The organism is Paenibacillus sp. sgz302164, from assembly GCF_056120505.1.
On sequence record NZ_JBVYOL010000007.1, the window covers coordinates 169,990 to 195,216 of the forward strand.

Below are 25,227 nucleotides of genomic sequence, written 5' to 3' on the forward strand. Positions count from 1 at the left end.
TGTATGTTATATTAAAAATCCACTTCAATTAAATCTGTTAGCGTATCCCGATTCATTAATTCTTCAACCAGCTTGATTTTGTTAATTTCGATATGAGGGTTTTGACAAATGGATGTTAAAAGTAACAACAAATTTCTTGACATCGCTTCAATCGTTGTTTTCTCAAATAAGGTTGTACTATATTCAAAAGCGGCTTCCAGTTTATGATCAGAAACGGTTGTATATAATGTTAAATCAAATTTGGATACCCTATTATTTTGAGCATAAGGTTTACATGTTGCACCATCCATTTGAAACTCCGCTGCATCGGTATTTTGCAATACGAACATCGTGTCAAACAACGGATTGCGCCGGGCATCTTTGATTATTTGGACTCTCTCGATCAATTCCTCAAAAGGATAATCTTGATTTTCATAGGCGTTTAACATATTTTCTTTAACTTCAAGCAAGTACTCCGTAAATGTTTGTTCTCCCCTAGGATAATTTCTAACAGCAAGTGTATTCACAAACATCCCCATAACCGGTTCCAATTCTGCATGGGTCCTTCCGGCAATCGGCGTTCCAACGATGATATCTTCTTGTCCGCTGTATTTGGACAAAAGAATGGTATAGGCTGCCAATACAATCATATACAGCGTCGTTCCTGTCAGAGCTTCCATTTTTCTTAAGCCTGCAAAAATTTCTTCCTCCATAGCAATTTCGAATACATCTCCCTCATAGCTTAGGGATTCAGGTCTCTCATAGTCTGTTGGCATATCCAATAAAGGGATCTTTTCACTAAAGACATCAAGCCAGTACTTCTCCTGCTTTTTCATCCGGTCACTTTGAAGTTGAACCTGCTGCCATTCAGCATAATCCTTGTATTGAATTCGAAGAGGTGAAAGCTCGGCTCCCTTATACAACTGGCTAAGCTCAGTCATTAGAATGTTGACGGATAACCCATCTGAAATGATATGGTGCATATCTACAAGCAATACATGACGCTCCTGCTCAAGTTCAATAAGCCCCGTTCTCATAAGAGGCGCTTGGCCGAGATCGAATGCGCGAACAAACTGTTGAATTTGGTTTTCGATATCTTCTTCCGTTGACTCTATCCATTCAATTCCAAAATTCACTTCAGGATGTATAATTTGTTTAGGCTCTCCGTGTATGATTTTAAATGCCGTCCGAAGAGACTCATGACGACGAATTAATTGTTGGAACGCTTCTTCTAATCTCATACGATCAAGCGATCCTTCGATCATAAAGAAGCCTGACATGTTGTAAACGAGTTCTTTGCCGCCTTTGATGCTCATAATGTACATTCTCATTTGCGCCGAAGAAATAGGGTAGTATTCTTTCTCCTCAGCTTTGGGGATGGATGCTAATACATTCCGCTCCATATGGTCAATGGACTGAGCCATCTGTTCGATCGTGAGCCATTCAAAGACGTTTCTTACAGATATAGTGACATTCATTTTTCGATTGATTTTGGACACCAGCTTTGTCGCTCGTAAAGAGTTGCCTCCTACATCAAAGAAAATATCTTTTACGCTGATTTTTTTTACGGCAAGCACGTCTTGCCAAATGGCCAGCATCTGTTTTTCCACCATCGTACGGGGCTCTACATATTCGCTTCCCGTTTGTATGTTTTCTTCTGGAACCGGAAGCAATCTGCGATTCATTTTTCCGTTCGATGTCAGAGGCATGTGATCCAATTGTATAAAGTAGGATGGAACCATGTAATTCGGTAAAACATTTGACAGTTTTTCTTTCAACTCTTTAACCGTCAGCGTGTAATCCGCTGTGAAGTATGCACATAAAGATTTGTCCCCGTTCACATCCTCATGTGCAATGACGATGACCTCTTTCACACACTCTATATGCAACAGTGCTGCTTCGATTTCCCCTACTTCGATCCGGTATCCGCGAATTTTTATTTGATGATCCATTCGTCCCAAATACTCGATGTTGCCATCCGGAAGCCATTTTACCAAATCTCCCGTCTTATACATTTTTGCTCCCTGGACAAACGGATCACTTACAAATTTCTCCGCTGTCAGCTCAGGTAAATTCAAGTACCCTCTGCCTACCCCATCGCCGGAAATACACAATTCTCCTACGACTCCCACAGGCTGTACTTTTTCATGTCTATTCAAAATATACAGACGGTTATTTCCTAATGTTCGGCCAATCGGCACGTAAGCCCGGCTATTCTCCGAATCAAGCTGCTCTGGAATCACACTGAACACAGCAACATCCACGCAACATTCTGTCGGGCCGTATACATTGATAATGGTTGGCGGCGCTATTTGGTTGAGCGAAAATAATGATGTTATTTCAGCTACACTTTGCTGAGGAAGAGCCTCCCCGCCAATCAGCATGTATGTTAACGATATCCTTTGAACGTTTTTTGCTTTTAAAAGTAATTTCAAGTGCGCAGGCGTACCGTCTGTTAAATCAATTTGATTGTGTTGATAGTAATTCATTAAATCTTGTCCATCCAGTATCGTTTCCTTGTCCACGATATATAAGGTATGGCCTAATAGCAGTGCGCCGAAAATTTGCTTGACAGATGCATCGAAATAGTAAGGCGCCAGTAAAGCGATATGCAAATTTTTATGCTGATCATCAATAACCTGGCTATACAACGCTTTAACCAAGTGATGAACCTGACGGTGTTCAATCATCACGCCTTTCGGCTTGCCTGTTGTACCTGAAGTATAGATCACATAAGCCAACTGCTTGGAATCTCCTGCGGACTCCAAATTCGACATATGATCTGCATAGGCTTCTTTGTCGTTCAAATCAATAACTTTGCCATTGAAAGATACAGACTGCTTAAGATGCCTTTGCGTGACTAACAACGTTGCTCCCGAATCATGTAAAATATACCGGATACGCTCTTCCGGAGAATCCGGATCGATCGGCACATACGCCCCTCCCGCTTTTAAAATTCCAAAGATGCCAACCATCATGTCAATAGAACGCTCTGTCATGATGCCTACTAATTGGTCCGCATATACTCCCTCCGCTCTTAGCGTACGCGCCAACCGATTCGCACGTTCGTTCAGTTGACGGTACGTCAATTGCTGATCTCCAAATACAACGGCCAATTGATCGGGGGTCCGCTCCGCCTGCGCTTCGAATAATTCCTGGATTGTCTTATCCCGCGAATAATCTATCTTTGTATCGTTACATTCATTTAAAAGATAGTTTTGCTCACTTTCAGACACCATTTGAATGTCTGACAAGACAACATTCGGTTCGATCACAATGTCTCTGAGGATGTTGATAAAATGCGTTTTCATCCTGTCAATGGTGTCCCGTTCAAATAGTTCCGTCTTATAATTAAAGTGCATTTCAAGGCACTCTCTGTCATCTTCAACGATGAACATTAAATCATACAACGATATACCGACATTTAATTCTCTAACTTTAAACTTGCAATCATTTTCTTGCCTTTGATTCAACTCTGTATTTAAAAAGATATACATCGTATTGAAGATCGCTGTCCCGGTTGTATCACGATGCGTATTTAACTTCTCTACAAGGTTGTCAAACAGATAGTCTTGGTTATCCAATGCATCCAGGGATAGTTTTTTTATTTCTTCGAGATAGCATCGAAACGATTTATTCCCCGCCGGCTGTGATCGAATGGCTACCGTCTGAATAAAGACACCTATCATTTTTTCGACATCAGGATGGTTTCTTCCTGAAGTTGGCGTACCTACAATAATATCTTCTTGAGCCGAATAATGATGAAGCATCACATTATAAGCTGCCAATAAAACCATAAATAAAGTGGTTCCCGTTTGTTTGGCAAGCTTATCCAGCGAATTCTTCAAATATGGATCCAAAACGAATGACAATCTTGACCCTGCCGAAGTTAAAGAAGGTGTTCGAACAAAATCAGTAGGCAAATTAAGGTTCGGAATCTCCCCTTTAAATTGATCCAGCCAATATGTTTCTTGCTGCTTATAAGACTCTCCCGCCAAAAATTGTTTCTGCCAAGCTGCAAAGTCTTTGTATTCAACTTCAATTTCAGGCATGCTTCTTCCGTCATAATCATCGATGAGTTCATTAGCGAGAATACCAACGGAATACCCGTCCGAAATAATATGATGCATATCGATGAGTATTTCTGCATGATCATGGTTTACTCGAATGAATTCGGCACGTATTAATGGAGCCTTTGACAAATCAAATGGTCTTGCAAACTCCTTCACATCTTGTTCAAATTGACTAGGACTTTTTTGAGACCTTTTCACTTCAAAATCAACCGATGGGGCAATATTTTGGTAAAGTTCTCCGTCAACAAGATGAAAACTTGTGCGAAATACTTCGTGACGTTGCACCATTTGTTCCAATGATGAAATCAATTTATGTTCATCTATATTTCCTGTGACCGTGATGTGCCCGCACATGTTTTGAAATAGGCTATTCGGCTCAAATTGATCCAGAAAATAGATCCGCTGTTGGGCTGAGGATGTTTCATAGAATTCTTTTACTTCCAATGCCTTAATAGGCATAAAAGTTTCTTCTTTCTCGCCCGTAATCAGACTGGCAAGTTCCTTAAGATGTTGATTCTTAAAAAATTGTACAATCGAAATTTTGTGATGGAACTGCTCTTGTACCTTTGAAAGCATCACCGTCACCTTGAGCGAGTTCCCTCCGAGATCAAAAAAATGATCATTTCTCCCCACTTGATCCACGGATAATAGTTCCTCCCAGATCAGCGCCAGCTTTCTCTCCGTATCATTGGCCGGATTTTCAAACACGGCTGCTTGATTGGCGCTAAGAACGCGCTCATATGCAAAACGGTTGTACATTTCATTTAATTGATCTTGTTGTTCAGGTGAAAATAACGTTAAAGACGAAATTTCAGCCTGTGGATGATTCGCCATATTTTGCAGCAAGCCAATAAATCCTTCAGACCACATTTTCATCATCTCATGTCCAATGAGATCGGTATTATAATCAAAATCCAGGATCAATTCATAGCTGACATCCGTAATATTAAGAAATAAATCATAAGGAACACGTTTAATGGGATACGACATAAATTCGGTCTCTATATGTTCAAATTGAAGACGATGAATCGTTCTATCCATATTAAATAAAATGCGGGTATCCGGCGCCGGCATATTGGGAAGTTGTTCGGATACGATCGTCAACGGAACATGCTGATGTTTCATTACGCGAGCTAACGTTTCCTTGATATAAAGGATATTGTCTAAAATGGACTGATCCGTTTGCACGGTATTGTGAACAGGTACAATATTGACGCAATTGCCAATAAGCACATTTGTATTCATATGGGACTGACCCGCCGTAGGAACGCCAATCACAAGTTGAGACTGACCTGTTAGTCGATGCAAATATAAATGAAACGCGGCGAACATGGTTACAAACAAGCTGCTCTTATTATTTATACTTAAAGTTCTCAGTGATTCGGTTAATTGACGATCCAACTTCATCGAATGTCTTTCCCCTGAATAACCTTTTTGAACATCCTGGAACTGCATCGTTGGTAAAATTAATTTGGGGAATGATAAGGAAAATTGCTCTTTCCAAAACTGAATCCCTTGTGTAAATGTACCTTTTTCATGTTCAAGCTGCTGCCATGTTAAATATTCACGGAATGAAGTGGCTTCAGGTAATAGAACTGGAACCCCTCGAATAAGAGCAGAATAGGTTTGTTCCAACTCTTGAATGAATACAGCAATCGACCAACCGTCTGCAATAATGTGATGAAATGTAAGTACCATAAGATATTGATTCGCTGCCTGTTTAAGCAAACTGATTCTAAATAGAGGCTCCCCGGACTGTAAATCAAATGCTTTACTCGCATCGTTAGATAACCAATTGGAAATTTCCAATTTTTGGATCTCGTGGACATACTGTGAGAAATCCATACATGCGCACTGAAATTCAATTACGGGTCTAACTTGTTGTGTTTCACGATCTGCATGAATCACCGTTCTCAAAGCATCATGACGATGTGCTATCCGATTCACTGCCTGATTCAGTGTTGAAGGTTCTACATTCCCTGTCATCTTTAAAATAACACTTTGATTTAATGCCGCATTCGCATTTTCCCCATGTAGTGAAGTCAATAAAAGATGCTTTTGCTCTAAAGAAAGTTGATATTCCGGAATAGGCGAGTCACCAGGTATAAATCCAAGCTCGCGAAGTTCATAGATCGTTTCTTTCACAAACTTAATGATGGTATTCATGTCATCCATCGTATGCATGGTAGATATAAAACAGTTGCGACCTTCCCAAATATATAAACCTTTATAAATTAAATGATAGAAAAACAGCTCCAGATCCCCAAATGAAATAAATCTAAAAAGCGATCCATAGTTTACCATTTGTATAGGTACATTGGATTTTTTAAAAAACTCATTTAACTCTTTTACAAGATAATCCGTTTTTTCATTTAGGTCCTTATATAATTTCCCTCCTTCGGATTGAAGATACTGCAGCACCGTTAACGATACTCTCATCGTAAGCGGGTGTGTACAAAATGTTCCACCGACAAAAGTTTTCTTGTCCGCAGCTGCAGGATAGGACTGATCGCCGAAATTCCAAGTTCCTCCATCCACAGCGTTCATAAATTCGGCTTTGCCTGCAACGATTCCAATAGGCATTCCGCCACCTATAACTTTTCCATAAGTAATCAGATCTGCTTGAACGCCAAACCATTCTTGTGCTCCACCCAAACCAATTCTAAACCCAGTGATGACCTCATCGAAAATAAGTGCTGCTCCAAATCGTTTTGTAATCTCTCTAAGCTGCTGTAAAAATTGCCTTGGCTGCACATCAGGTCTTCGGCTTTGCACCGGTTCTACAAGTACAGCAGCCAGTTCATCACCGAGACTTTGAATGATATCCAGTGTTTGTGGATGGTTATAATTAAGAATAATCAAATCATTCATAAAGCTTTTTGCAATACCGGGAGCCATTGGAAGTGCAGAAGATACAACATTCTCCGGATTCGCCACACCCAGCACACCGTCATGCGTACCGTGATATGATCCTGAAAACAATACGACTTTAGAACGCCCCGTTGCCGCTCTCGCTAAACGCAGCGCAACCATGACTGCCTCTGTACCTGAATTATAAAATGCGACACGCTCTACACCTGTCAACTCGCAAATTTTTTCTGCGACGTCTCCTGCCAAGTCTGACATGGGACCTAATGGAGGCAATTGGTCTTGAATACTGTCCGCAATTACATTTTGGATAAAAGAAGGATTATGACCGAATAGATTTACACCAAATCCCATGGTCAGATCCAAATACTCATTCCCATCCATATCCCATATCTTTGAACCGTCCGCACGTATAGAAATAATCGGATACACCATTTCTTTCCAATAAGAACGAAATCCGGATACATTGCGATTATTCGCATGGGCAAAACGAGTTTGACCTGTTTTTAACTTAGAGCCTTTTGTTTTTGCGGTATACTTGGAAATAAATTGTTCGACATACTGCTTCTGGGGATGTGAAAACCCGCTCTCTTCATGAACTTTTAATACTTGATAAGGTATGAATGGTTTCGCTTCCTGCGATTCCGTAACTTGTTTGATTTCCTTCATATCTTTCATATCTTTCATATTTTTCATATCTTTCATTTCGTTCATTTCGTTCATTTCAGCGGTTTCTTTGACTTGAACAGCATTGATTTGGCCGCCTAACAATAGATTCAAACTTTTTAATTGTGATTCCATCAGATGAATGGCAGAAATCACAATTTGCTCCGAAACATTCGCGGATGATTGTACCGCAACCGTATTGTTCACGACTGCATGATTTTCAGTGTGTTCCTCAACATTTTTATCATTTATATGCTCAGACACATATTTAACTAAGTACTTAATGTTGGTAAGAGTTTCGAAAAACATTTCCATGGGAATATCCAAACTGAACATTTCTAATATTTCTTTCTTGATTTGCATGAGAATAATGGAATCCAATCCCATTTGGAGAAAATGAGCATGAACATCTAATTCATCCAACTTAATTCCAGAAGCACGACTTATACTTGTTTTAATTTTCAATTCAATATCCTTTGTATTCATCTCCATTTGGACCTCATTCCTCTCTGAAATGTATCCCGTTGGTATCGGATGTTTCACTTCAACCCAACACCTCCTCTGTTCAAATGGATATAACGGCAATGGAATTTTTCGAATGACTTCATGGCCATAAAATTTCTCCCAATCGATCACTGCCCCCTGTGTAAATAACTCAACTAATTGCTTCAACGATTCTGCTTTTGCCTGTTTATATAGACTATCGGAAATAAACTTTTTATCTTTTTTTCCATAGCCAAAATAAACATCTGTCAGATTACGCTCTCCTCGTACGATTCGTTTTAATTTTTCATTTAGTTCTTGTGTACTGGTTATAATGATGGCCAAACGATAATCTAAACTAGCTCTTCCCGTACTCGCTGTATAACAAATTTGTTGAATGGAAACATCACTGTGATCAGTTGTATATTGCTGATAACTTCTCACCAGTTCATCAAGTGCCCGTTCATTCGCTGCAGACAGAACAAATAGATTAGGCTCTTGAACCTTAATTTTATGTTCTGTTTTCAAAGGCACAAATTCTTCGAGTACAACATGCGCATTTGTACCGCTGAAACCGAAAGAACTAACCCCGCATCGCAGGGGCTTACCTTCCTCACCAAAAGCCATTGACTTTTGATTCACATAAAAAGGTGAAGCTTCAAATTTAACCAATGGATTAGGCCTATCAAAATGAACCAATGGCGGAATTTTCTTATTTTGAAACATGAGTATAGATTTTATTAACCCGGCTATGCCCGCTGCTTCAAATAAATGCCCGATGTTTGTTTTTACAGATCCGATAGCACAAAATTGTTTCCGATTCGTATATTTCTCAAAAGCTTTACACAGACCATTAAACTCAACGGGATCACCTAATTTAGTCCCTGTTCCATGTGCTTCAATAAAACTAAGCGTATCTGGAGAAATTCCAGCTTCCTTCCACGCTTGTTCGATCACATTCGTCTGTGACTCAGGATTAGGTGCAGTAATTCCCACCGTTTTGCCATCTTGATTAATCGCACTTCCTTTAATCACACCATAGATATAATCCCCATCGTTAATGGCTTGCTGCAATGGTTTCAATAGTACAGCTCCGACACCCTCGCCAAATCCAGTACCGTTGGAATTTTCGCTAAACGTTCTTGTTAATCCGTCTGGAGATTCCATATCCAATCCAATACTCATAGGTAATAATGCCGTTCGAACGCCGCCTGCTATTGCCATTTCACAATCTCCAGCGAGCAATCCTTTACACGCCATATGAACAGCAACAAGTGAGGAAGAACAAGCGGTATCAATCGTAATCGCAGGGCCTTTTAAATTCAAAAAATAGGCGATTCTACTCGCCAGTACGGATGGTAAATTTCCAATAATATAATTTTTAAGTTCCTCGGGATAACTGGCCGTCACGAGCCGTTCATAATCATATCCCACTTTAGAGTAACCCACATACACGCCTACATTTCTTCCATTGATTCCTTCACCTGCATATCCTGCGTCTTCAATCGTATGCCATGCCGTTTGTAAGAACATTCTTTGATTCGGGTCCATAAATTGTGCTGTTTTCGGCGTTAAACCAAAGAACGAATAATCGAATTGATCAATTTGATCCAAATAACCGCCCTTAATAAACTGACTTTCATTCATTTCACTTCGAATGGATTGTAAATAATCCGTTGCGTCTTTTACCCGTTTTTCAGGATAATTATGAATACAATGCATACCATTCTCTAAAATATTCCAAAATTCATGCGTATTCGATGCTCCCGGGACATTTAGAGACATGCCAATAATAGCAATATCTTTTGATGATGGATGATCTTCAATGATTTTGTTGACTTGCATAGTTTCGTCATCGTTTTTAGCAAGATATTTTGCCAATTCGGATATAGACGGATATGTAAAGAGGTCAGTAATAGCAAGCTCTTCTCCATATTTTTGTTCTATACGTTCAGCGATTTGAGCCAGTTGCAATGAAGTTGCGCCCATATCAAAATAACTATCCCCAATACCAATCTTCTTCCCTGCCAACACTTCAGAAAATAGTGAAATTAATTCAGTTTCTAAAACATGAACAGACACAGGAGCCGTTTCTTTTGTTTGATCCTTCATGTTCCATTCATGGATGAATGAGGACTCTGTTAAGAATTTACCTGCTTCATATTGCTTAGCTAACTGATATCGCTGTATTTTCCCACTCGTTGTTTTTGGTAGTTTTTTAATGGGCAAGACATCTTTGACGCTCCATCCTCCGTGTATATACAAGTGTTTTTTGATTTCTTTAATAAGGGGTAGAAATTGTTCGATCGTTTTTTTATAAACCACAAATACAACAATTTCTTCACCTTTGCTCGTAGAATCATAAACACCGCAAGCTGCAACTCTTCCTAAGTCGATACCATCCAATTGAATCGCTACGCGCTCAATATCATGGGGGTATACATTTTTACCATTGATGAAAATAATATCTTTTTCCCGCCCGGTTACGACAAGATTCCCATTCATGATGAAACCCAGATCCCCTGTATTCACCCAACCATCTGGAGATAACAATGTCTTTGTTGCTTGCGGATTATTATAATAACCTTGGGTAACGTTATCCCCCTTGATTTGAATTTTTCCAATAACATAATCGGGGACAACTGTATCTTCCTGGTCACAGATTCTAAGCTGGCAATAATCAACAGCCTTTCCAACTGAAACAAACGATGCTGCATGCTCAGCATCTTTGTCTAATTCAATCACATGCTCTCCGAAGTTCAGATGATCCCGGTGTACATGCACAGCAGTAAATTCTTCTTCTACGTTTGGAAAAGCAGCTGCAACAGAGGCCTCAGCTAATCCATATACAGTAAACATTGCCGTGTTCCTCAAGTGATACTTTGACAATACGTTTAAAAACTCATGGCATACTTCGGGTAATATAGGTTCGGCACCATTATAAATGATTCTGACACATGACAAGTCCCATTCCGCTGCCTTTTCTTCACGAAAGAAATTCAAGAAATACTTATAGCCAAAGTTAGGAGAGGATAGTACGGTTGCTTTGTGTTCATTTACTTTTTTCATCCATAGAACGGGTTTTCGAATAAATAATTCGGTTGGCATCAAGTACTGATTTATACCTGTCACAAGCGGCACGAGGTGGAATCCAATTAACCCCATATCATGGGTAAGCGGCATCCAGGAGAGGAAAGAATCACTTGAACTGATTTTTGCATCATTAATAGCAGCACAATTATTGTAAATTAAGTTTCGATGCGTGAGCATAACGCCTTTGGGATCACCTGTTGATCCGGAAGAGAATTGAATAAATGCCAACTCTTCCGGCTTAGGTTCATAACATTTTACAGATGTATAATCATATACTTTATCTTGTATAATATCCGTTCTAGCTTCTAATTGATGATGAAAATCCAATAATTCATGTTCTAAAGCGAATTTTTTCATTTTATCCAGTACCTTCTCAGATGCAATCATGAATGGGTTGTTTAGCAAATCCCAAATACGGCATACTTTCAAGTTCTGTTCTTCATCTTCACCAACGCTTACTGGCACGGGTATCATTCCACCAAGTATACAAGCCCAAAATGCTACTAAAAATCGTTTGTTTTCTTGTATTTGAAAAATAATCTCTTGCTTTGGTTTCATTCCTATTTCTTGTAAATAGCCTAAATATCCTCGAGCTTCATCAAATAATTGACTGTACGATATAAAAGTTTCTATTTTATCAGCATCAATAAAAAGAATGCCACGGTCAGTTATTTTAGTTCTGTCTCGTATGGCATCTACTAACGTTTGAAATTGCTTCGTATACATATCTCTCCTCCAACTCTATCTCTATATGCTTTTTCTGTAATTTTAAGTAAAATTTTACCATAGAAATATATGTATGACAATGATTTAATTGTAAAATGAAAAACAGGCTACCATTTTAAAGAGGTCGCCTAGAATGTTTTATAAGTGTTACATGAAAATAAACTTGATGTTATTTATACCGAATTTCATCAGTCAACGCGGTTTCATTCATTGAAATTTGTTTTGCTGAACAGCGGAAATTATTTATTTTTTTTCGAAAAAGCCTCCGGAAAGATGCATAATAAGAGTTGAATAGGACATAATAAAATGTCGAACAATAGTGATTGTTCGACATTCATCAGACGCTGTACCTATATTGTTACCAATTATAAAGCAGATTGCTATTCATAACAAGGCATTTTTCATCATATTTCGCATACTTTCGGCAACAAAATCGGGAGCGCTTTTTTTCATCAGTTCAACCGTATGCAAATAACGCTGCGTTGTGTTAATTTGCACATGGCCGAGCGTGTATTGCACCTGCTGAAGCGATGCGCCGCCCAGCAATGCCAGAGTTGCGTTCGTGTGGCGAAGCCAATGTGGCGTCACTTGCTTGGTAATACCGCTTTCCTTGCAAGCCCGCTTGACGATCCGCTCCACCTGGCGAATCGTAATGGGAAAGATGCGGCTGTTTTCGTCCGAAGCTGAACCTTCCGCTTGTATTTTCTCCCGGATTGCCGGGTCGTTATGCAGCTTCCATAGCGCCTCAGGCATTTTTATTTGTCTGGTTTTTCCTCCCTTTCCGTTCGTTACGGTCAACCACGCACTGCTCTCTTCGAAATCAGTATGAAAATCGCTCCACCTCATTTGCACAAGCTCCGAAACCCGCAGCCCCAAAATGACCATATAAAGCACCATCATCCATTCCCGCATATTTTTTTGGCTCAAATGCGCCAGCAGGTTCATCAGTTCCCGTTGGTTAAGAAAATGATTACCGCTGGTTACCTGAATTTTCGGAAGACGGATGGAGAGCGAAGGATCGTGCCTGAATAATGCAATATTGGCGTTGCTTCCCCATTTGTAGAAGGAACGGAGCGGCGAGATCAGACTTGCTACGGCGGATGCGGTCAGCGGCTTGCTCGCGATCGTGCCCTTCATGAGTGCGGTCTTGTATTGCTCCAAATCATGCCAAGTAACCTCGCTGAAAGGCTTGACTCCGATGAATGACCGGAAACAACTGAGTGCACGACCATAATTGCGGATCGTGTTGGGACGGTGGTAACCGGCAAGAAAGCTTTGAATCACTTGTTCGTCGTTCATGCCTGAAATATCAATGGATACAGGTTGGTTGTGAGTTCGCGCCTGCATATTTTTTTCGGTCTCCTTTCTACTGGCATTCGAACAATCACTATTGTTCGACTTGCACGACAGAGCTGAAATACTTATGTGCACACAGAAACAGGAGTGGTCAAAAATGATGGCAAATCGAATTCGGATGGATCTGCTGGCATTGGTATTAAGGCAGGATCCCGACACGTTCGCGCATTGTGTTCGTGTCGGCATGCTGGCCAAAGCAATGGCGAAGGTTGTCAAAATGTCGGATCAAGAAATAGAGATGTTCTCTGCGGCCTGCAGCTTTCACGATATCGGCAAGCTGTTTCTGCCCAAGGAGCTGCTGCTCAGGCGTGAGCCGCTTGATGAAACGGAAAAGGCGCTGATGCGCGAGCATCCCAAGCTGGGAGTACAGCTTCTTCGACACAGACTCGGCTGGAAAAACAAAGAGATGCTGGATACCGTACGTTCCCATCATGAGCGTTGGGACGGACAAGGTTATCCCGACGGGCTTCGCGGCGCGGAAATATCGCCGTGGGCGCGCATGTGCGCCATTATCGACGCTTATGACGCCATGGTTCAGCCCAGACCTTACAATCGGGTCAAAACACCTGAGCAAGCAAGGGAAGAGCTGTGCAAACAGAGCGGCCGTCATTTCGACGGGGCTTATGTAGACGTATTTCTCGAAATTCCACAATTGTCGATCGAACAAGCAACCGTGTGTCCATAATCATTCCCGAGAGGAAGGAAAGGATCTACTATGATTGCAATGACCGTACAATCACTTCGCCCCGGACAAACATTGGCCAAGCCAGTATTGAACCAAAACGGCACCATGATGTTGGGCGAAGGAACGCAGCTTACGGAACAATATATAGAACGGCTGCGCAAGACAGCACAAAACTTTGCCATTTTCTACATTCCCCTTCCCTGCTACAATGAAAAAAGACGGTGTAACGAAGACGGGGAATCACTTGCTCATCTCCCAGTCGTCGATGGCGTATTCGATGTTGGCATTGACCACGAAGGCCCTGCAATTGTAGTTTGCTTATCGTGCTTTTGATCGCCACTAAAAGAACTCTTCATTTCCTTGACGCTAGCTGCTAGACTTGAGAAAACAGACGATGAACGAAAGGTGATGAACTTGACCAATATCCTGGATCACATAACAAGCATGGTGAAAGAAATGACATGGACTGAATTGCAGCATACGGTACTGCGTCTAGCGGAACAAAATGAGCATGTCCGATCCGCTCTTCATCGAGTATGGAAAGTGAAGGAGCGAGAGGCCCGTCTGGCGAAGTCGATTGAATGGACGCCTGATGACTGGTTTAAAGCACAAAAGCATTTTGAACCGATCATTCAAGATGAGTTCAATCAATGTGCTGCTTTGTTTGAAGATCGTTATGAACGCAGTTATCGAGGCTATCATGATTATTCTGATGAAGGACGCTGGGATTATACCGCCGGTCTGGAACAGCTTGAGCGCTGGTTTGCGGAGCTGCTGGAAATGGCTGCCGACGGCGAATGGATCGATGCTTCCGTTGGGATGCTGCTTACCCTGCAGCGTTTGGATGATTGGGCACAAGAAAATGGAGATGAAGACATGGGCGGCGAGGATTTGCAGGATGAATGTGTGTCTTTTTGGCCCAAATCGGAAGAACTCATCAAGATTATTCGGGATTCGTCTGCCCCCATCAGCAACAAAAGCGCGTTTTTCCTAGAATTGATCGACTGGATAGTCGGACTTTGCGAGGAAGAAGAGGATTGGGCGGCATGGAGACAAACGCTCGGTTACTGCTTATTTGGCGGTGAGCATTATGAGCGGTTAAAGAACTATGTTACCCGTTTCGAGCCGAATTTGTTTCGTGATACCGCTGCTGCGGAGGCAATCGAACCGGAGGTGATCCGTTGGTGGGTTCAGATCAGCCTCGAATCAGACCGCGAAGCAGAGGCGGAACGCGCGGAAGCCATGCTCAACGCATTCGATGCGGACACTTCCGCCTGTTTTGTCCGTTATTACGAACGTTTTCATCGCTTGGATGAAGCGATCACTCGACTTCAATTCATCACCGGCCAAATGCAAGAGCAGCTTCAGAGGCAATCGTCCGAACCTTTCCGCGCGATTCGATTCCACTACGTATCCGAACAGCAAGTAAATCACTATTTTGAATGGCTGGTCGCGATATATGAACAGGTCGAACGCCAAGCGGAAGCGATTTCGTGCCGTGTCCATTGGTTCGAAACACTGCCATCACTGGAGCTATTCCAGGTCTGTTTGAACGAAACTCCCCCGGAAGAAAGAGACCGTCAGGCGAAAAAATGGATGGCTCATGTTGCTAGCCTGAAACGTCGTGGATTCGAAACTCTGTTAATTGATATGCATCTGCACATTGGTGAGCTGGACCGAGCCTGGTCGGTTTATCAAGAAAGGCGCCTGGATACATCCGATAGGCTGAGCGATTCTGTACGGCGGTTGTTCGAAGCGGTCAAAAAGCATGATCCGATAAGGCTTCTTCCGGTACTTCGCCAATTTGCCGAGAAGAGAATTGCCGAGAAAAGCCGCTCCAGCTATCAACATGCCGCGGCGTGGTTAACTGAATTGAAATCCATTTATCTTCTGCTAAATCAGACAGAGGAATGGACGCTCTATTTGCAAGAAGTGAGAGAAGAGCATCGTCGTCTACCGGCTTTACAAGATGAAATCACAAAAGCCAAGCTTTAGAGCTTGGCCGAAGTGTGGAAACATCACAATAAGCCGAGAAAGCGATCCTTTTGTATTATTGTCATTCATGACACGTAACTGCACCTGCATGTAATGTCTCTTATAAATGGGAAATAGCTTCCCGTGTTGTCCAAGTAGCGGCGGCAAATGCCTTGTAATTGGTAACGGCTGCTTGGAAATCCCTTTCACTAGTAGCTGCTGTCGCATCGTATACAACAGCGGTTTCAAACCCATTTTCGATTAAATGCCTCATATGGGACTCTACGCAAATGTTGGAAAGTACTCCTGCAATAACCGTCTTCTCTTTTCTATGTTGTCGCAACTGGTATACCAAGTCATTTGTTTGCGGACTAGCAACCTTGTGCGGAGTTGAAACGATTGTTCTCCTGTCAAAAATGTAAGGTTTGAAAGAAGGAACAAAATCAGCTCCTACAGACGGTGGTGTGTATTCATTTGCTTTTTGATACATTCCAAGACCTAATAACATCTTTTGTTCGGATCCGGTAAATTGCCAGCCATAATCATGAGGGTATAAATAATGGGGGGATATAAAAAGCTGATACCCTTTATTCAAGGCAGTGCTCATTAAGAGTTCAAGGTTTTGTATCGTGTTGTTTTGCTCAATCGTATCTTTTGTTAGATGATAGCCTCTTCCCCCTGGACTCATGAAATCATTTTGCGGGTCTGTAATTACAATGGCGGTATGACTGGGATGCGGTTTAAACTGCAACATACACTTCTCCCTCCCTTATGAACTAGCCCCAATATGGATTGCGCCTGGATATATATGGATTTTGGCGCTGTTGATGGTGACTATATGGTAGTTGTTGATACTGTAGATTGGAGCGACGGGGCATATTTTCATTTTTACTATTGCAATTTTTATATGGACCGATATATGTTGTAGGCTGTACGGGGGCGATTGCTTGTTTCCATTGATTTTCGTCAAGACAATACGTATGTGCCATAATATTTGCAGGAGTAAATTTAAGCAGATCGGAACCTAAAATCACCTCTGGAGTCGGTGCGTTAAAAATGGCCAAAAGATGTGTTTTATCCGTTGTCGCTATCTCATAATGCCACCAACCTTGCGGAACGTTGGCAACCTGTCCCGGTGTAATGGAGTAATTGAGAATTTGTTTGGTAAAGGGGTTCAACATCGATACAGTCGCAGCTCCGGAAATACAATAGACTAACTCGGCTGCATTTTGGTGATAGTGAGGTTCCACAACGTTATTAGCGCTTAAAAAAATGTCCAGCAAGGACACATTTTCCAATGTATTTAACTGTTGGATGCCTAGTACGTTAATTAAATTGTTTTTATCCTTTATAAACAAGGGACTGGTATTGACGTCAAATGCGAATTGAGCTGACGGTGATGTGTAATCCATATACGAAACCATAATTATACTCGCCTCTTTACATGAGCAATGAAAAACTTTATAGGCATTTATATGTATTTACAGTTTGTTTGGTGTAAGCGGAGATAAGAAAATAAGTGCACCGCGGTTTTTGAACAAAAAAAAAGCGGAAGGCCGCCGCGCAGAAACCGTCAGCTTACTTCCGCAAATCTCCAACTATCCTTTTTCGTGCATCGGATTAAAGCCTTCTCCGAAAACCTCGAACACATCATTTACTGTGACAAAAGCTTCCCGGTCGATCGTATGGACCAGCTTCTTCAACCTGCTAATTTCGGAGCGGCCGACTACGCAGTAAATAATCGTTTTCTCATCATAGCTGTAGCCGCCCTTGCCGTACAAAAAGGTCGTACCTCTCTCAAGCTCATCGTGAACTCGTGCGGAAATCTCTTCCGCCCGACGACTCACAATAATAGCCGCTTTGCCTTTTAGCGTTCCTTCCAGCACGTAATCGATGACTCTGGAGCCGATAAAAACAGCGACGATCGTGTACATCGCACGTTCTCTGTCCAAATAGATGAGTGAGAGCACAATCGTAATACTGTCGAACAAAAACACGGTCCTGCCGATCGGCCAGCCGAACACCTTTTTCAGCATCTGGGCAATAATATCCGTTCCTCCGCTGGTCCCTCCGTACCGGAAGACGATGCCTAAGCCTACTCCGACTGTCGCGCCGGCGTATAGAGAGGCCAGCAGCAGGTCGTGCATGGCAAAATGAATATTTTTAAACATATATACGAATAAAGAAAACATCAGTGTGGCAAAAACCGTGTAAAGAAAAGCTCTTCGTCCCAGCACCTTCCAGCCGATAAAGAACAACGGGAGATTCATCAGGAAATTCGTAATCCCCGTTTCCCAGCCGAACATGTACTTCAGCAGCAGGCTGACACCGGTAATGCCTCCCTCCGCCAGACCATTCGCCGTATTAAAATAGTTGATGCCAAAACCCATAATGGCGGAGCCCAGGGTGATGGCCGCACCATTCTTTATATGCTCATTCATGCATACCCACCGCTTGCAGATAAGACCGCGGCGTCTTCCTTCGCAGATTCCCGCATCATGTTCCGTCTGGCGGCCCCGGATTGATAGGCCGCGTCGATGACGGCCTCCCGTACTTTTTCCACGACCATTTGATTAAACACACTTGGGATGATGTAGGACTCATCCAGTTCTTCATCGCTAACGACGGAGGCAATCGCTTTCGCGGCGGCCAGCTTCATTTCTTCGGTTATCCGGGAAGCGCGGCAATCGAGCACGCCTCGGAACAGTCCGGGAAAGCACAGCACGTTATTAATCTGGTTCGGGAAATCCGATCTGCCGGTTGCCATAACACGCACGTACGGCGCGGCTTCCTCCGGCATAATTTCGGGCGTCGGGTTCGCCATCGCAAATACGATCGGATCCGCCGCCATATGTTTCACATCTTGGGCGCTCAGCACTTTGGGACCCGACACGCCGATGAAAATATCGGCTCCTCGGATAACTTCACTCAGCGGTCCCTTCAAATTTTGCGGATTCGTATGATCGGCATACCACTGCCAAGCCTGATTATCGTAATGCTGCCCCCGAGCAATCGTACCTTCCCGGTCCACCCCGATGAGGTTGGTTACCCCCAAAGCCAGCAGCATTTTCGTACAGGCAATGCCGGCCGCACCGATACCGCAAACGACCACTTTGCAGCGGGTCAAATCCTTTTTGACGACCTTCGCCGCATTGAGCAGACCCGCCAGAATGACGACAGCGGTCCCATGCTGGTCATCGTGGAACACCGGAATATCCAGCTCGTCGATCAGCCTCCGTTCGATTTCGAAGCAGCGCGGAGCGGATATATCCTCCAAATTGATGCCCCCGAACGTAGGAGCGAGCGCTTTAATAATGTGAATAATGTCCTCGGTGCTGTGCGCGTCGAGACAAATCGGGAATGCATCGACACCCGCCATTTGCTTAAACAGCATGGCTTTTCCTTCCATGACGGGCATCGCGGCCTCCGGGCCGATGTTCCCGAGCCCCAGCACGGCCGATCCGTCCGAAACGACGGCGACCGTGTTTCTTTTGATCGTAAGCGAGTGCGCTTTGGGCGGATCGTTGTAGATCGCCATGCACACCCGCGCTACCCCTGGGGTATATACCCGCGAAAGATCTTCGCGGTTTTTGATCGCGATTTTGGGGACCGTTTCTATTTTCCCGCCCAGATGAGAGAGAAAAATTTGATCGGAAACATGGATGACCTGTACCCCTTCCAAATTTTTGATTGCGCTTACAATTTCGTTTGTGAGGCTGTCATCGCCCACTTGTACGGTAATATCCCGGATCGTCTTCGCTTTGCCCGATTGTGCGACATCGACCGCAACGATATCGCCCCCCGCTTGTCCGATAGCCATTGCAATGCGGCCGAAAGCTACCAGTTCTTTTCTCATTTCCAGCCTTATTACAATCGTTGTGCTTCCTCTTGCCATTCCCGCCATCAAGCTCACCCCTTATTAAGCGTTTTTTTTCTGTTCTTTACATAGTAAATAAGATAGCATGCCGCTACAAAAGGAATTCCGCAATACAAGGCGATGCGTTGGGCAGGGTCGAAGTATAAGCCGATGCAAGAGGCCAAGCACAGGATGAAGGCAGCGATCGGTACAATCGGGTATAGCGGCGTCCTATATTTCAGATCGTTCAGGTTGCCGCCCTGCTTAAGGAATTGTCTGCGGAACATGAATTGGGATGCGACGATTCCCATCCATACCGCCACTACGGCAAAGCCGGAAACAGCTATGAGAACGACATAAACGGTATCCGCCGCGTAAACGCTGGAAAGCAACGACAAGCAGGCTACCATCATACTGACAATCAACGCGTTAAACGGAATGCCCTGTTTCGTTACCCGGCCGAGCCAAGGGCTGACCATACTCTCCTGGGAAAGCGCCCAAAGCATCCGCGTGGAGGCATAAAGTCCGGAATTTCCTACCGACAGAAGAGCCGTCAAAATGACCAGGTTCATGATATCGGCGGCATAAGGAATACCGATTTTTTCAAAAACGAGTACGAACGGGCTCTCGATAACCCCGGCTTCCTTCCAAGGAATAAGACCTGCCAGCACGATGATGGCGCCAATGAAGAAAACCATCGTCCGCCATACGACCGTACGAATCGATCTCGGGATGCTTTTATCCGGGTCTTCCGTTTCGCCGGCCGTAACCCCGATAAGCTCCGTCCCCGAGAAAGCGAAGTTAACGGAAATCATAACGAACAGCACCGGCAATAACCCGTTCGGGAACAAGCCGCCCTGATCCAAAATATTGTGCAGCATCGGAGCCGCCTGGTCTTTCATCGGAAGCAGTCCGAACATGGCCGCCCCGCCCAATATGATAAACAAAACAATAACAATAACTTTAAAGCCAGCAACCCAGAACTCGGATTCCGCAAAGAACTTGGCCGAATACGCGTTCAGAGCAAACAGCAAAACGGCGAAAATTGCGCTCCAGACCCATACGGAAATATCGGGAAACCACCGCTGCATAAGCAGTCCGGCCGCTGTAAACTCGGAGCCTACCGTGACCACCCAGGTCAGCCAGTACAGCCAACCGATCGTGAAGCCTGTTGCGGGTCCGATAAATTTGGTCGCGTAGGCCGGAAATGAGCCTGTAGTCGGCATTGCCACACTTAATTCTCCGAGACACAGCATGACCAAATACATAATCAGGCCGCCTACCAAATAAGAGAGAATGGCTCCTCCGGGACCCGCTTGATTAAGAATGTACCCTGTGCTAAGAAATAAACCCGTTCCGATAACTCCCCCGAGAGAAATCATGAATAAATGCCTGCTTTTCATTGTGCGTTTCAAATTGTTTTGAGTGCTGTCGCTCGTGTTGTTCATCCTCTGTTCGCTCCCTTTTCCAAGTTTTCAAAGTATTGAAAACCGGCAATTCCCGGTGTCGTCATTTCATAAGGATTCAGTACTTGTTCCAATTCAACCTCGGTCAGCAGTTGCCTCTCCAAAATGATCTGTCTAATGGTTTGTCCCGTTTGGAGCGCTTCCTTCACGATTCGGGCCGCCGTTTCGTAACCGAGGTGGGGGTTGAGAGCGGTAATGACGCCGAAGCTCTTGTCCACATAAGACTTGCAGCGTTCCTCATTCGCTTCGATCCCTGCTAAAGCATGCCTTTGAAATACGGCCAATCCGTTAGTTAAGATTAACAGGGATTGAAGCAAATTACTAGCGATTACGGGTCCCATCACATTAAGTTCGAATTGTCCTGCCTCGGATGCCAAACAAATCGTATGGTCGTTGCCGATCACTTGAAAGGCAATTTGATTGATCATTTCGGGCAGCACTGGGTTTACCTTGCCGGGCATGATCGAGGAGCCCGGCTGTCTCGGGGGGAGCCGAAGCTCTCCCAGTCCCGTCATCGGGCCGGAAGCCATCAGACGGATATCATTGCATATTTTCGACAAGTTGACCGCCATAATTTTTAAGGTTGAGGAAAGCTCGGTAAAAGCATCCGTATTTTGCGTGGCATCCACCAAATCGTCGGCAGGCCGGACGGGGATGCCCGTTTGCTCCGCCAAATACGAGCAGGCTAAAGCGATATACTCCGGCTTGGCATTCAAGCCCGTACCTACGGCCGTGGCCCCCAGATTAATGCGGAGAAGGCCCCGTGCCGCCATTTGAATTCTTGCTTTATCCCGGCCGATGACTCGGGCATAAGCGCCGAATTCCTGCCCCAGCCGTATCGGCACGGCATCCTGAAGGTGGGTGCGTCCCATTTTGATGATACCGTCGAATTGTTTGGCCTTGTGAAGCAGCACCGATTCCAGCGAATCCACCGTATCGATCAAGTTCCGGGCCAGACGGTAAGCGGCAATCCGGAGTGCCGTAGGTACCGTGTCATTCGTGGATTGGGCCATGTTCACGTGACCGTTCGGCGAGCAATGAAAGTAATCGCTCTTGGCTTTGCCCATGAGCTCCAGGGCTCGATTAGCCAATACTTCGTTCATGTTCATATTGATGGAGGTGCCTGCGCCTCCCTGAATGGCATCGACGATAAATTGGTCGGAGAGCTTGCCCTCGATGACCTCCTCCGCGGCTTGCACGATAGCCGTGCCGATGGTCCGGGGCAGCAGGTTCGTCGCCATATTGGCTAGCGCCGCCGCCTTCTTGATCTCGGCTAAAGCGAGGATCAAATGCTTATTCACCGGCGTACCGGTGACAGGGAAATTTTCGGAGGCGCGGATCGTTTGTATGCCGTAGTAGGCTTCGGCCGGCACCTCTTTTTCCCCTAAAAAATCGTTCTCCATCCGTATAGCCATGATTCTTCTCCCCTACAGCCCAAAATATGAAGCCGCTTACTGAGATATCTTGAAACAAACGACCTTCGGCTCGGTCATTTCCATCAGGGCAAATTTCACGCCTTCTCTGCCGATACCGGAGCTCTTCACTCCGCCGAACGGCATGGCGTCGATGCGGTAATCCGAGCTGTCGTTCACCATGACGCCCCCCACATCCAGCTTGCGTACCGCCTGAAAAACTTTATCGATATCGCGGCTGAAAATACCTGCCTGCAGGCCGAAATCAACGCTGTTGGACTGCTGGACCGCCTCCTCCAGATTCGCCACCTTGAAGATCGTGACCACCGGGCCGAACACTTCGTCCTTCACGATCCGGCAATCTTTGGGCACGTCCACCATAACCGTAGGCTCATAGAAAGCGCCGTCGCGCTTGCCTCCGCAGAGCAGCTTGCCTCCGCTGTCCACAGCCTCCTGCACCCATTTTTCCACGCGCCTCGCTTCCAGTTCGTTGATCATAGGTCCCATATCCGTATCTTCCAGGCTTTTATCCCCGACTTTATACCGGCGGGTTCTCTCCACGAATCGGGCGACGAACGTATCGTACAGTTCCTCTTGAACATAAATGCGCTGTACGCCGAGGCAATTTTGCCCTGCGGCCCAGAAGGCGCCGGATACGTTCGATTCCACCGCCTCATGCACATCCGCATCGTTCAAAACGATGACCGGCGAGTTGGAGCCCAGCTCCATGCTCATTTTTTTCAGGCCGGCCTTTTGCATAATCAATTTGCCGGTTGCAAGCCCCCCCGTGAAGGAGATCATTCTCACTTCCGGATGGGTTACCAGCACTTCCCCGATTTCCGCGGCGTTTCCCGTAATGACGGAGAGTACTTTGTGCGGCAGTCCCGCTTTATCAAAAGCCTCCGCAAGCATGAGAGCGCTTAACGGAGTGGCCGGCGCCGGTTTTACGATAATGGCGTTGCCCGCGGCGATCGCCGGCCCCACTTTGTGGGCCACCAAATTCAACGGATCGTTAAACGGGGTAATCGCCCCGACGATTCCAACAGGAAAACGGTAATAGTATCCGAACCGGTGCTCGCTTCCGGGCATTTGGTCGAACGGAATCGTCTCCCCGTTCAGCCTTCTTGCTTCCTCCGCGCTGATGCGCAGCGTTTCTACGCACCGTCTGACTTCCTTGCGCGCCTCGCGGATCGTCTTGCTGCCTTCCGATGCGATGATAGTCGCATAAAGCTCCCGGTTTTCGTGGACCCAGTCCGCAGCCCGGTGCAAAATGGCCATACGCTCATGGGTTGGCAGCTCGGAGCAGACGCGAAATCCTTCCTTCGCTTCCTCGATGGCATACAGCATGTCAAGCCGGGAAGCGGCCGGTACGGTCGCAATCAAGCGGTTATCCTGAGGATCGCAAACCGGCATCGTATTTTCGCGGTACACCCATTGTCCGGCCAAATACATTTGATGTTTCTTAGCTATCGTTTCCAATATCATCTACAGCACCTCATCCTTTTGTCTATTGATAGCGGTCATTGACTGATGCGCATACTACAATTGGTTGCGATGAATATTGATAAGATCGATCAGGATGGAGAAGCCTGTCTCCTTGCGCCCCGCTCCCGCTCCCATCAAGGTGATCGGGCCGGCCAGATCGCAATAATAAGTGATGGCGTTGACGGCACCGCCGACACCGGCGAGCGGATCATCGAGCGGCACCATTTCCGGGCCTACCTTGGCCAGGAGGCGTTCGCCTTCGCGATAACACCGGGCAATCAGCTTCCACCGTTTCCCTTCCGCTTTCGCCCGCCGAATGTCCGCCTGGGTAAGCTTGCTGATCCCCTCGCACGGGACATCCTCTCTCTCGAGCGGCGCATTCATTACGATATTGCTGAGAATCGTAATTTTGTATTGAGCGTCGTAGCCTTCCACATCGCTAGTCGGATCCGCTTCGGCGTAACCTAACGACTGAGCCTCGGACAATGCCTCCTCGTAGCTCATCCCTTCCTCCATCCGGGTCAGCATGTAGTTGGTCGTCCCGTTCAAAATCCCTTTGATCTCATCAATCCGATTGCCGGCCAACGTAGTAATCGGCATCCGGAGCGCCGGGGTTCCGCTCATAACGGTACCCTCATAGCCCCAACGGACTCCATTGCTGCGCGCCAGTTTCGACAGCTCTTGGTAGGCAAGAGCCACAGGGCCTTTGTTGCTCATGACCACGTGCTTCTTGCATTCGAACGCCGCGCGGCAGTGATCGATGGCCGGTTGACCCGTCTTGACATCCGTAAAAGTAAGTTCCACGACGGTATCCGCGTTCGTCTCCCGAATCGTCTTGAAGCTGTCCAAGCCCCGAATCAGGCCGGGCGTCTCCGGATAAGCATCCAGCTTGCCCGTCTCCTTGACGGCGCGGAGCGCTTCCGCGATCTGAATCCCGTCGGGATGGTACACGGCTCCCTTCATCAAATCGGAGATAGCGACTATTTTGGCTTGGAAGCCGAGGCTGTCTGCCAGCTCCTGTCCTTTTTCCTGCAAAATTTCAGCCAATCCCTGACCGACAACTCCGAATCCAAGCAGCGCGATTTTCATTTCCATCGTTGTTCTC

At 45.1% G+C, this 25,227-nt stretch carries 12 protein-coding genes and 1 pseudogene; 3 read left to right on the plus strand and 10 right to left on the minus strand.

Annotation, left to right across the window (positions count from 1 at the left end; translation table 11 throughout):
• Positions 1 to 11: 11 nt before the first annotated feature.
• Together AC0LWT_RS13800 and AC0LWT_RS13805 are read right to left on the minus strand one after the other, a co-directional pair.
• Positions 12 to 11,888, minus strand: a complete 11,877-nt coding sequence (locus AC0LWT_RS13800) for an amino acid adenylation domain-containing protein (RefSeq protein WP_474681835.1) — start codon at positions 11,886 to 11,888, stop codon at positions 12 to 14.
• A 384-nt stretch (positions 11,889 to 12,272) separates the two neighbouring features.
• Positions 12,273 to 13,235: a tyrosine-type recombinase/integrase gene (locus AC0LWT_RS13805; protein ID WP_474681836.1), complete on the minus strand. Its 963-nt coding sequence runs from the start codon at positions 13,233 to 13,235 to the stop codon at positions 12,273 to 12,275.
• A gap of 106 nt (positions 13,236 to 13,341) precedes the next feature.
• Between AC0LWT_RS13805 and AC0LWT_RS13810 the strand changes: the two genes are divergently transcribed.
• From AC0LWT_RS13810 to AC0LWT_RS13820, 3 genes are all read left to right on the plus strand, one after another.
• A complete protein-coding gene (locus AC0LWT_RS13810) occupies positions 13,342 to 13,929 on the plus strand; it encodes an HD-GYP domain-containing protein (RefSeq protein ID WP_474681837.1) in 588 nt (195 codons plus the stop codon).
• A gap of 30 nt (positions 13,930 to 13,959) precedes the next feature.
• Entirely contained in the window at positions 13,960 to 14,262 is a 303-nt protein-coding gene (locus AC0LWT_RS13815) for a hypothetical protein (protein ID WP_474681838.1), read from the plus strand.
• 81 nt (positions 14,263 to 14,343) lie between these two features.
• The gene (locus AC0LWT_RS13820; protein WP_474681839.1) at positions 14,344 to 15,924 is read left to right on the plus strand and encodes a hypothetical protein; all 1,581 of its coding nucleotides are present in this window, start codon (positions 14,344 to 14,346) and stop codon (positions 15,922 to 15,924) included.
• Positions 15,925 to 16,024: 100 nt separating this feature from the next.
• On the opposite strand, the gene AC0LWT_RS13825 is transcribed toward AC0LWT_RS13820, so the two are convergent.
• From AC0LWT_RS13825 to AC0LWT_RS13860, 8 genes and pseudogenes are all read right to left on the minus strand, one after another.
• On the minus strand, positions 16,025 to 16,657 hold the full coding sequence (locus tag AC0LWT_RS13825) for a cysteine hydrolase family protein (RefSeq protein ID WP_474681840.1): 633 nt from the start codon (positions 16,655 to 16,657) through the stop codon (positions 16,025 to 16,027).
• Positions 16,658 to 16,679: 22 nt separating this feature from the next.
• On the minus strand, positions 16,680 to 17,327 hold the full coding sequence (locus tag AC0LWT_RS13830) for a cupin domain-containing protein (protein WP_474681841.1): 648 nt from the start codon (positions 17,325 to 17,327) through the stop codon (positions 16,680 to 16,682).
• Positions 17,328 to 17,501: 174 nt separating this feature from the next.
• Positions 17,502 to 18,344, minus strand: a complete 843-nt coding sequence (locus AC0LWT_RS13835; RefSeq protein ID WP_474681842.1) for a YitT family protein — start codon at positions 18,342 to 18,344, stop codon at positions 17,502 to 17,504.
• The gene (locus tag AC0LWT_RS13840) at positions 18,341 to 19,807 is read right to left on the minus strand and encodes an NAD-dependent malic enzyme (protein WP_474681843.1); all 1,467 of its coding nucleotides are present in this window, start codon (positions 19,805 to 19,807) and stop codon (positions 18,341 to 18,343) included. Before AC0LWT_RS13840 ends, AC0LWT_RS13835 begins: the two co-directional genes overlap by 4 nt.
• Before the next feature lie 5 nt (positions 19,808 to 19,812).
• The gene (locus AC0LWT_RS13845) at positions 19,813 to 21,207 is read right to left on the minus strand and encodes an amino acid permease (protein ID WP_474681844.1); all 1,395 of its coding nucleotides are present in this window, start codon (positions 21,205 to 21,207) and stop codon (positions 19,813 to 19,815) included.
• Positions 21,204 to 22,640 (minus strand): aspartate ammonia-lyase, encoded by a 1,437-nt coding sequence (locus AC0LWT_RS13850; RefSeq protein ID WP_474681845.1) that lies wholly within the window; start codon positions 22,638 to 22,640, stop codon positions 21,204 to 21,206. The genes AC0LWT_RS13845 and AC0LWT_RS13850 overlap by 4 nt, the downstream gene beginning before the upstream one ends.
• Before the next feature lie 36 nt (positions 22,641 to 22,676).
• Positions 22,677 to 24,122, minus strand: a complete 1,446-nt coding sequence (locus tag AC0LWT_RS13855) for an aldehyde dehydrogenase family protein (RefSeq protein ID WP_474681846.1) — start codon at positions 24,120 to 24,122, stop codon at positions 22,677 to 22,679.
• Positions 24,123 to 24,176: 54 nt separating this feature from the next.
• Positions 24,177 to 25,220: pseudogene (locus AC0LWT_RS13860) on the minus strand (homoserine dehydrogenase); the annotation flags it as partial.
• Between the last annotated feature and the right edge of the window lie 7 nt (positions 25,221 to 25,227).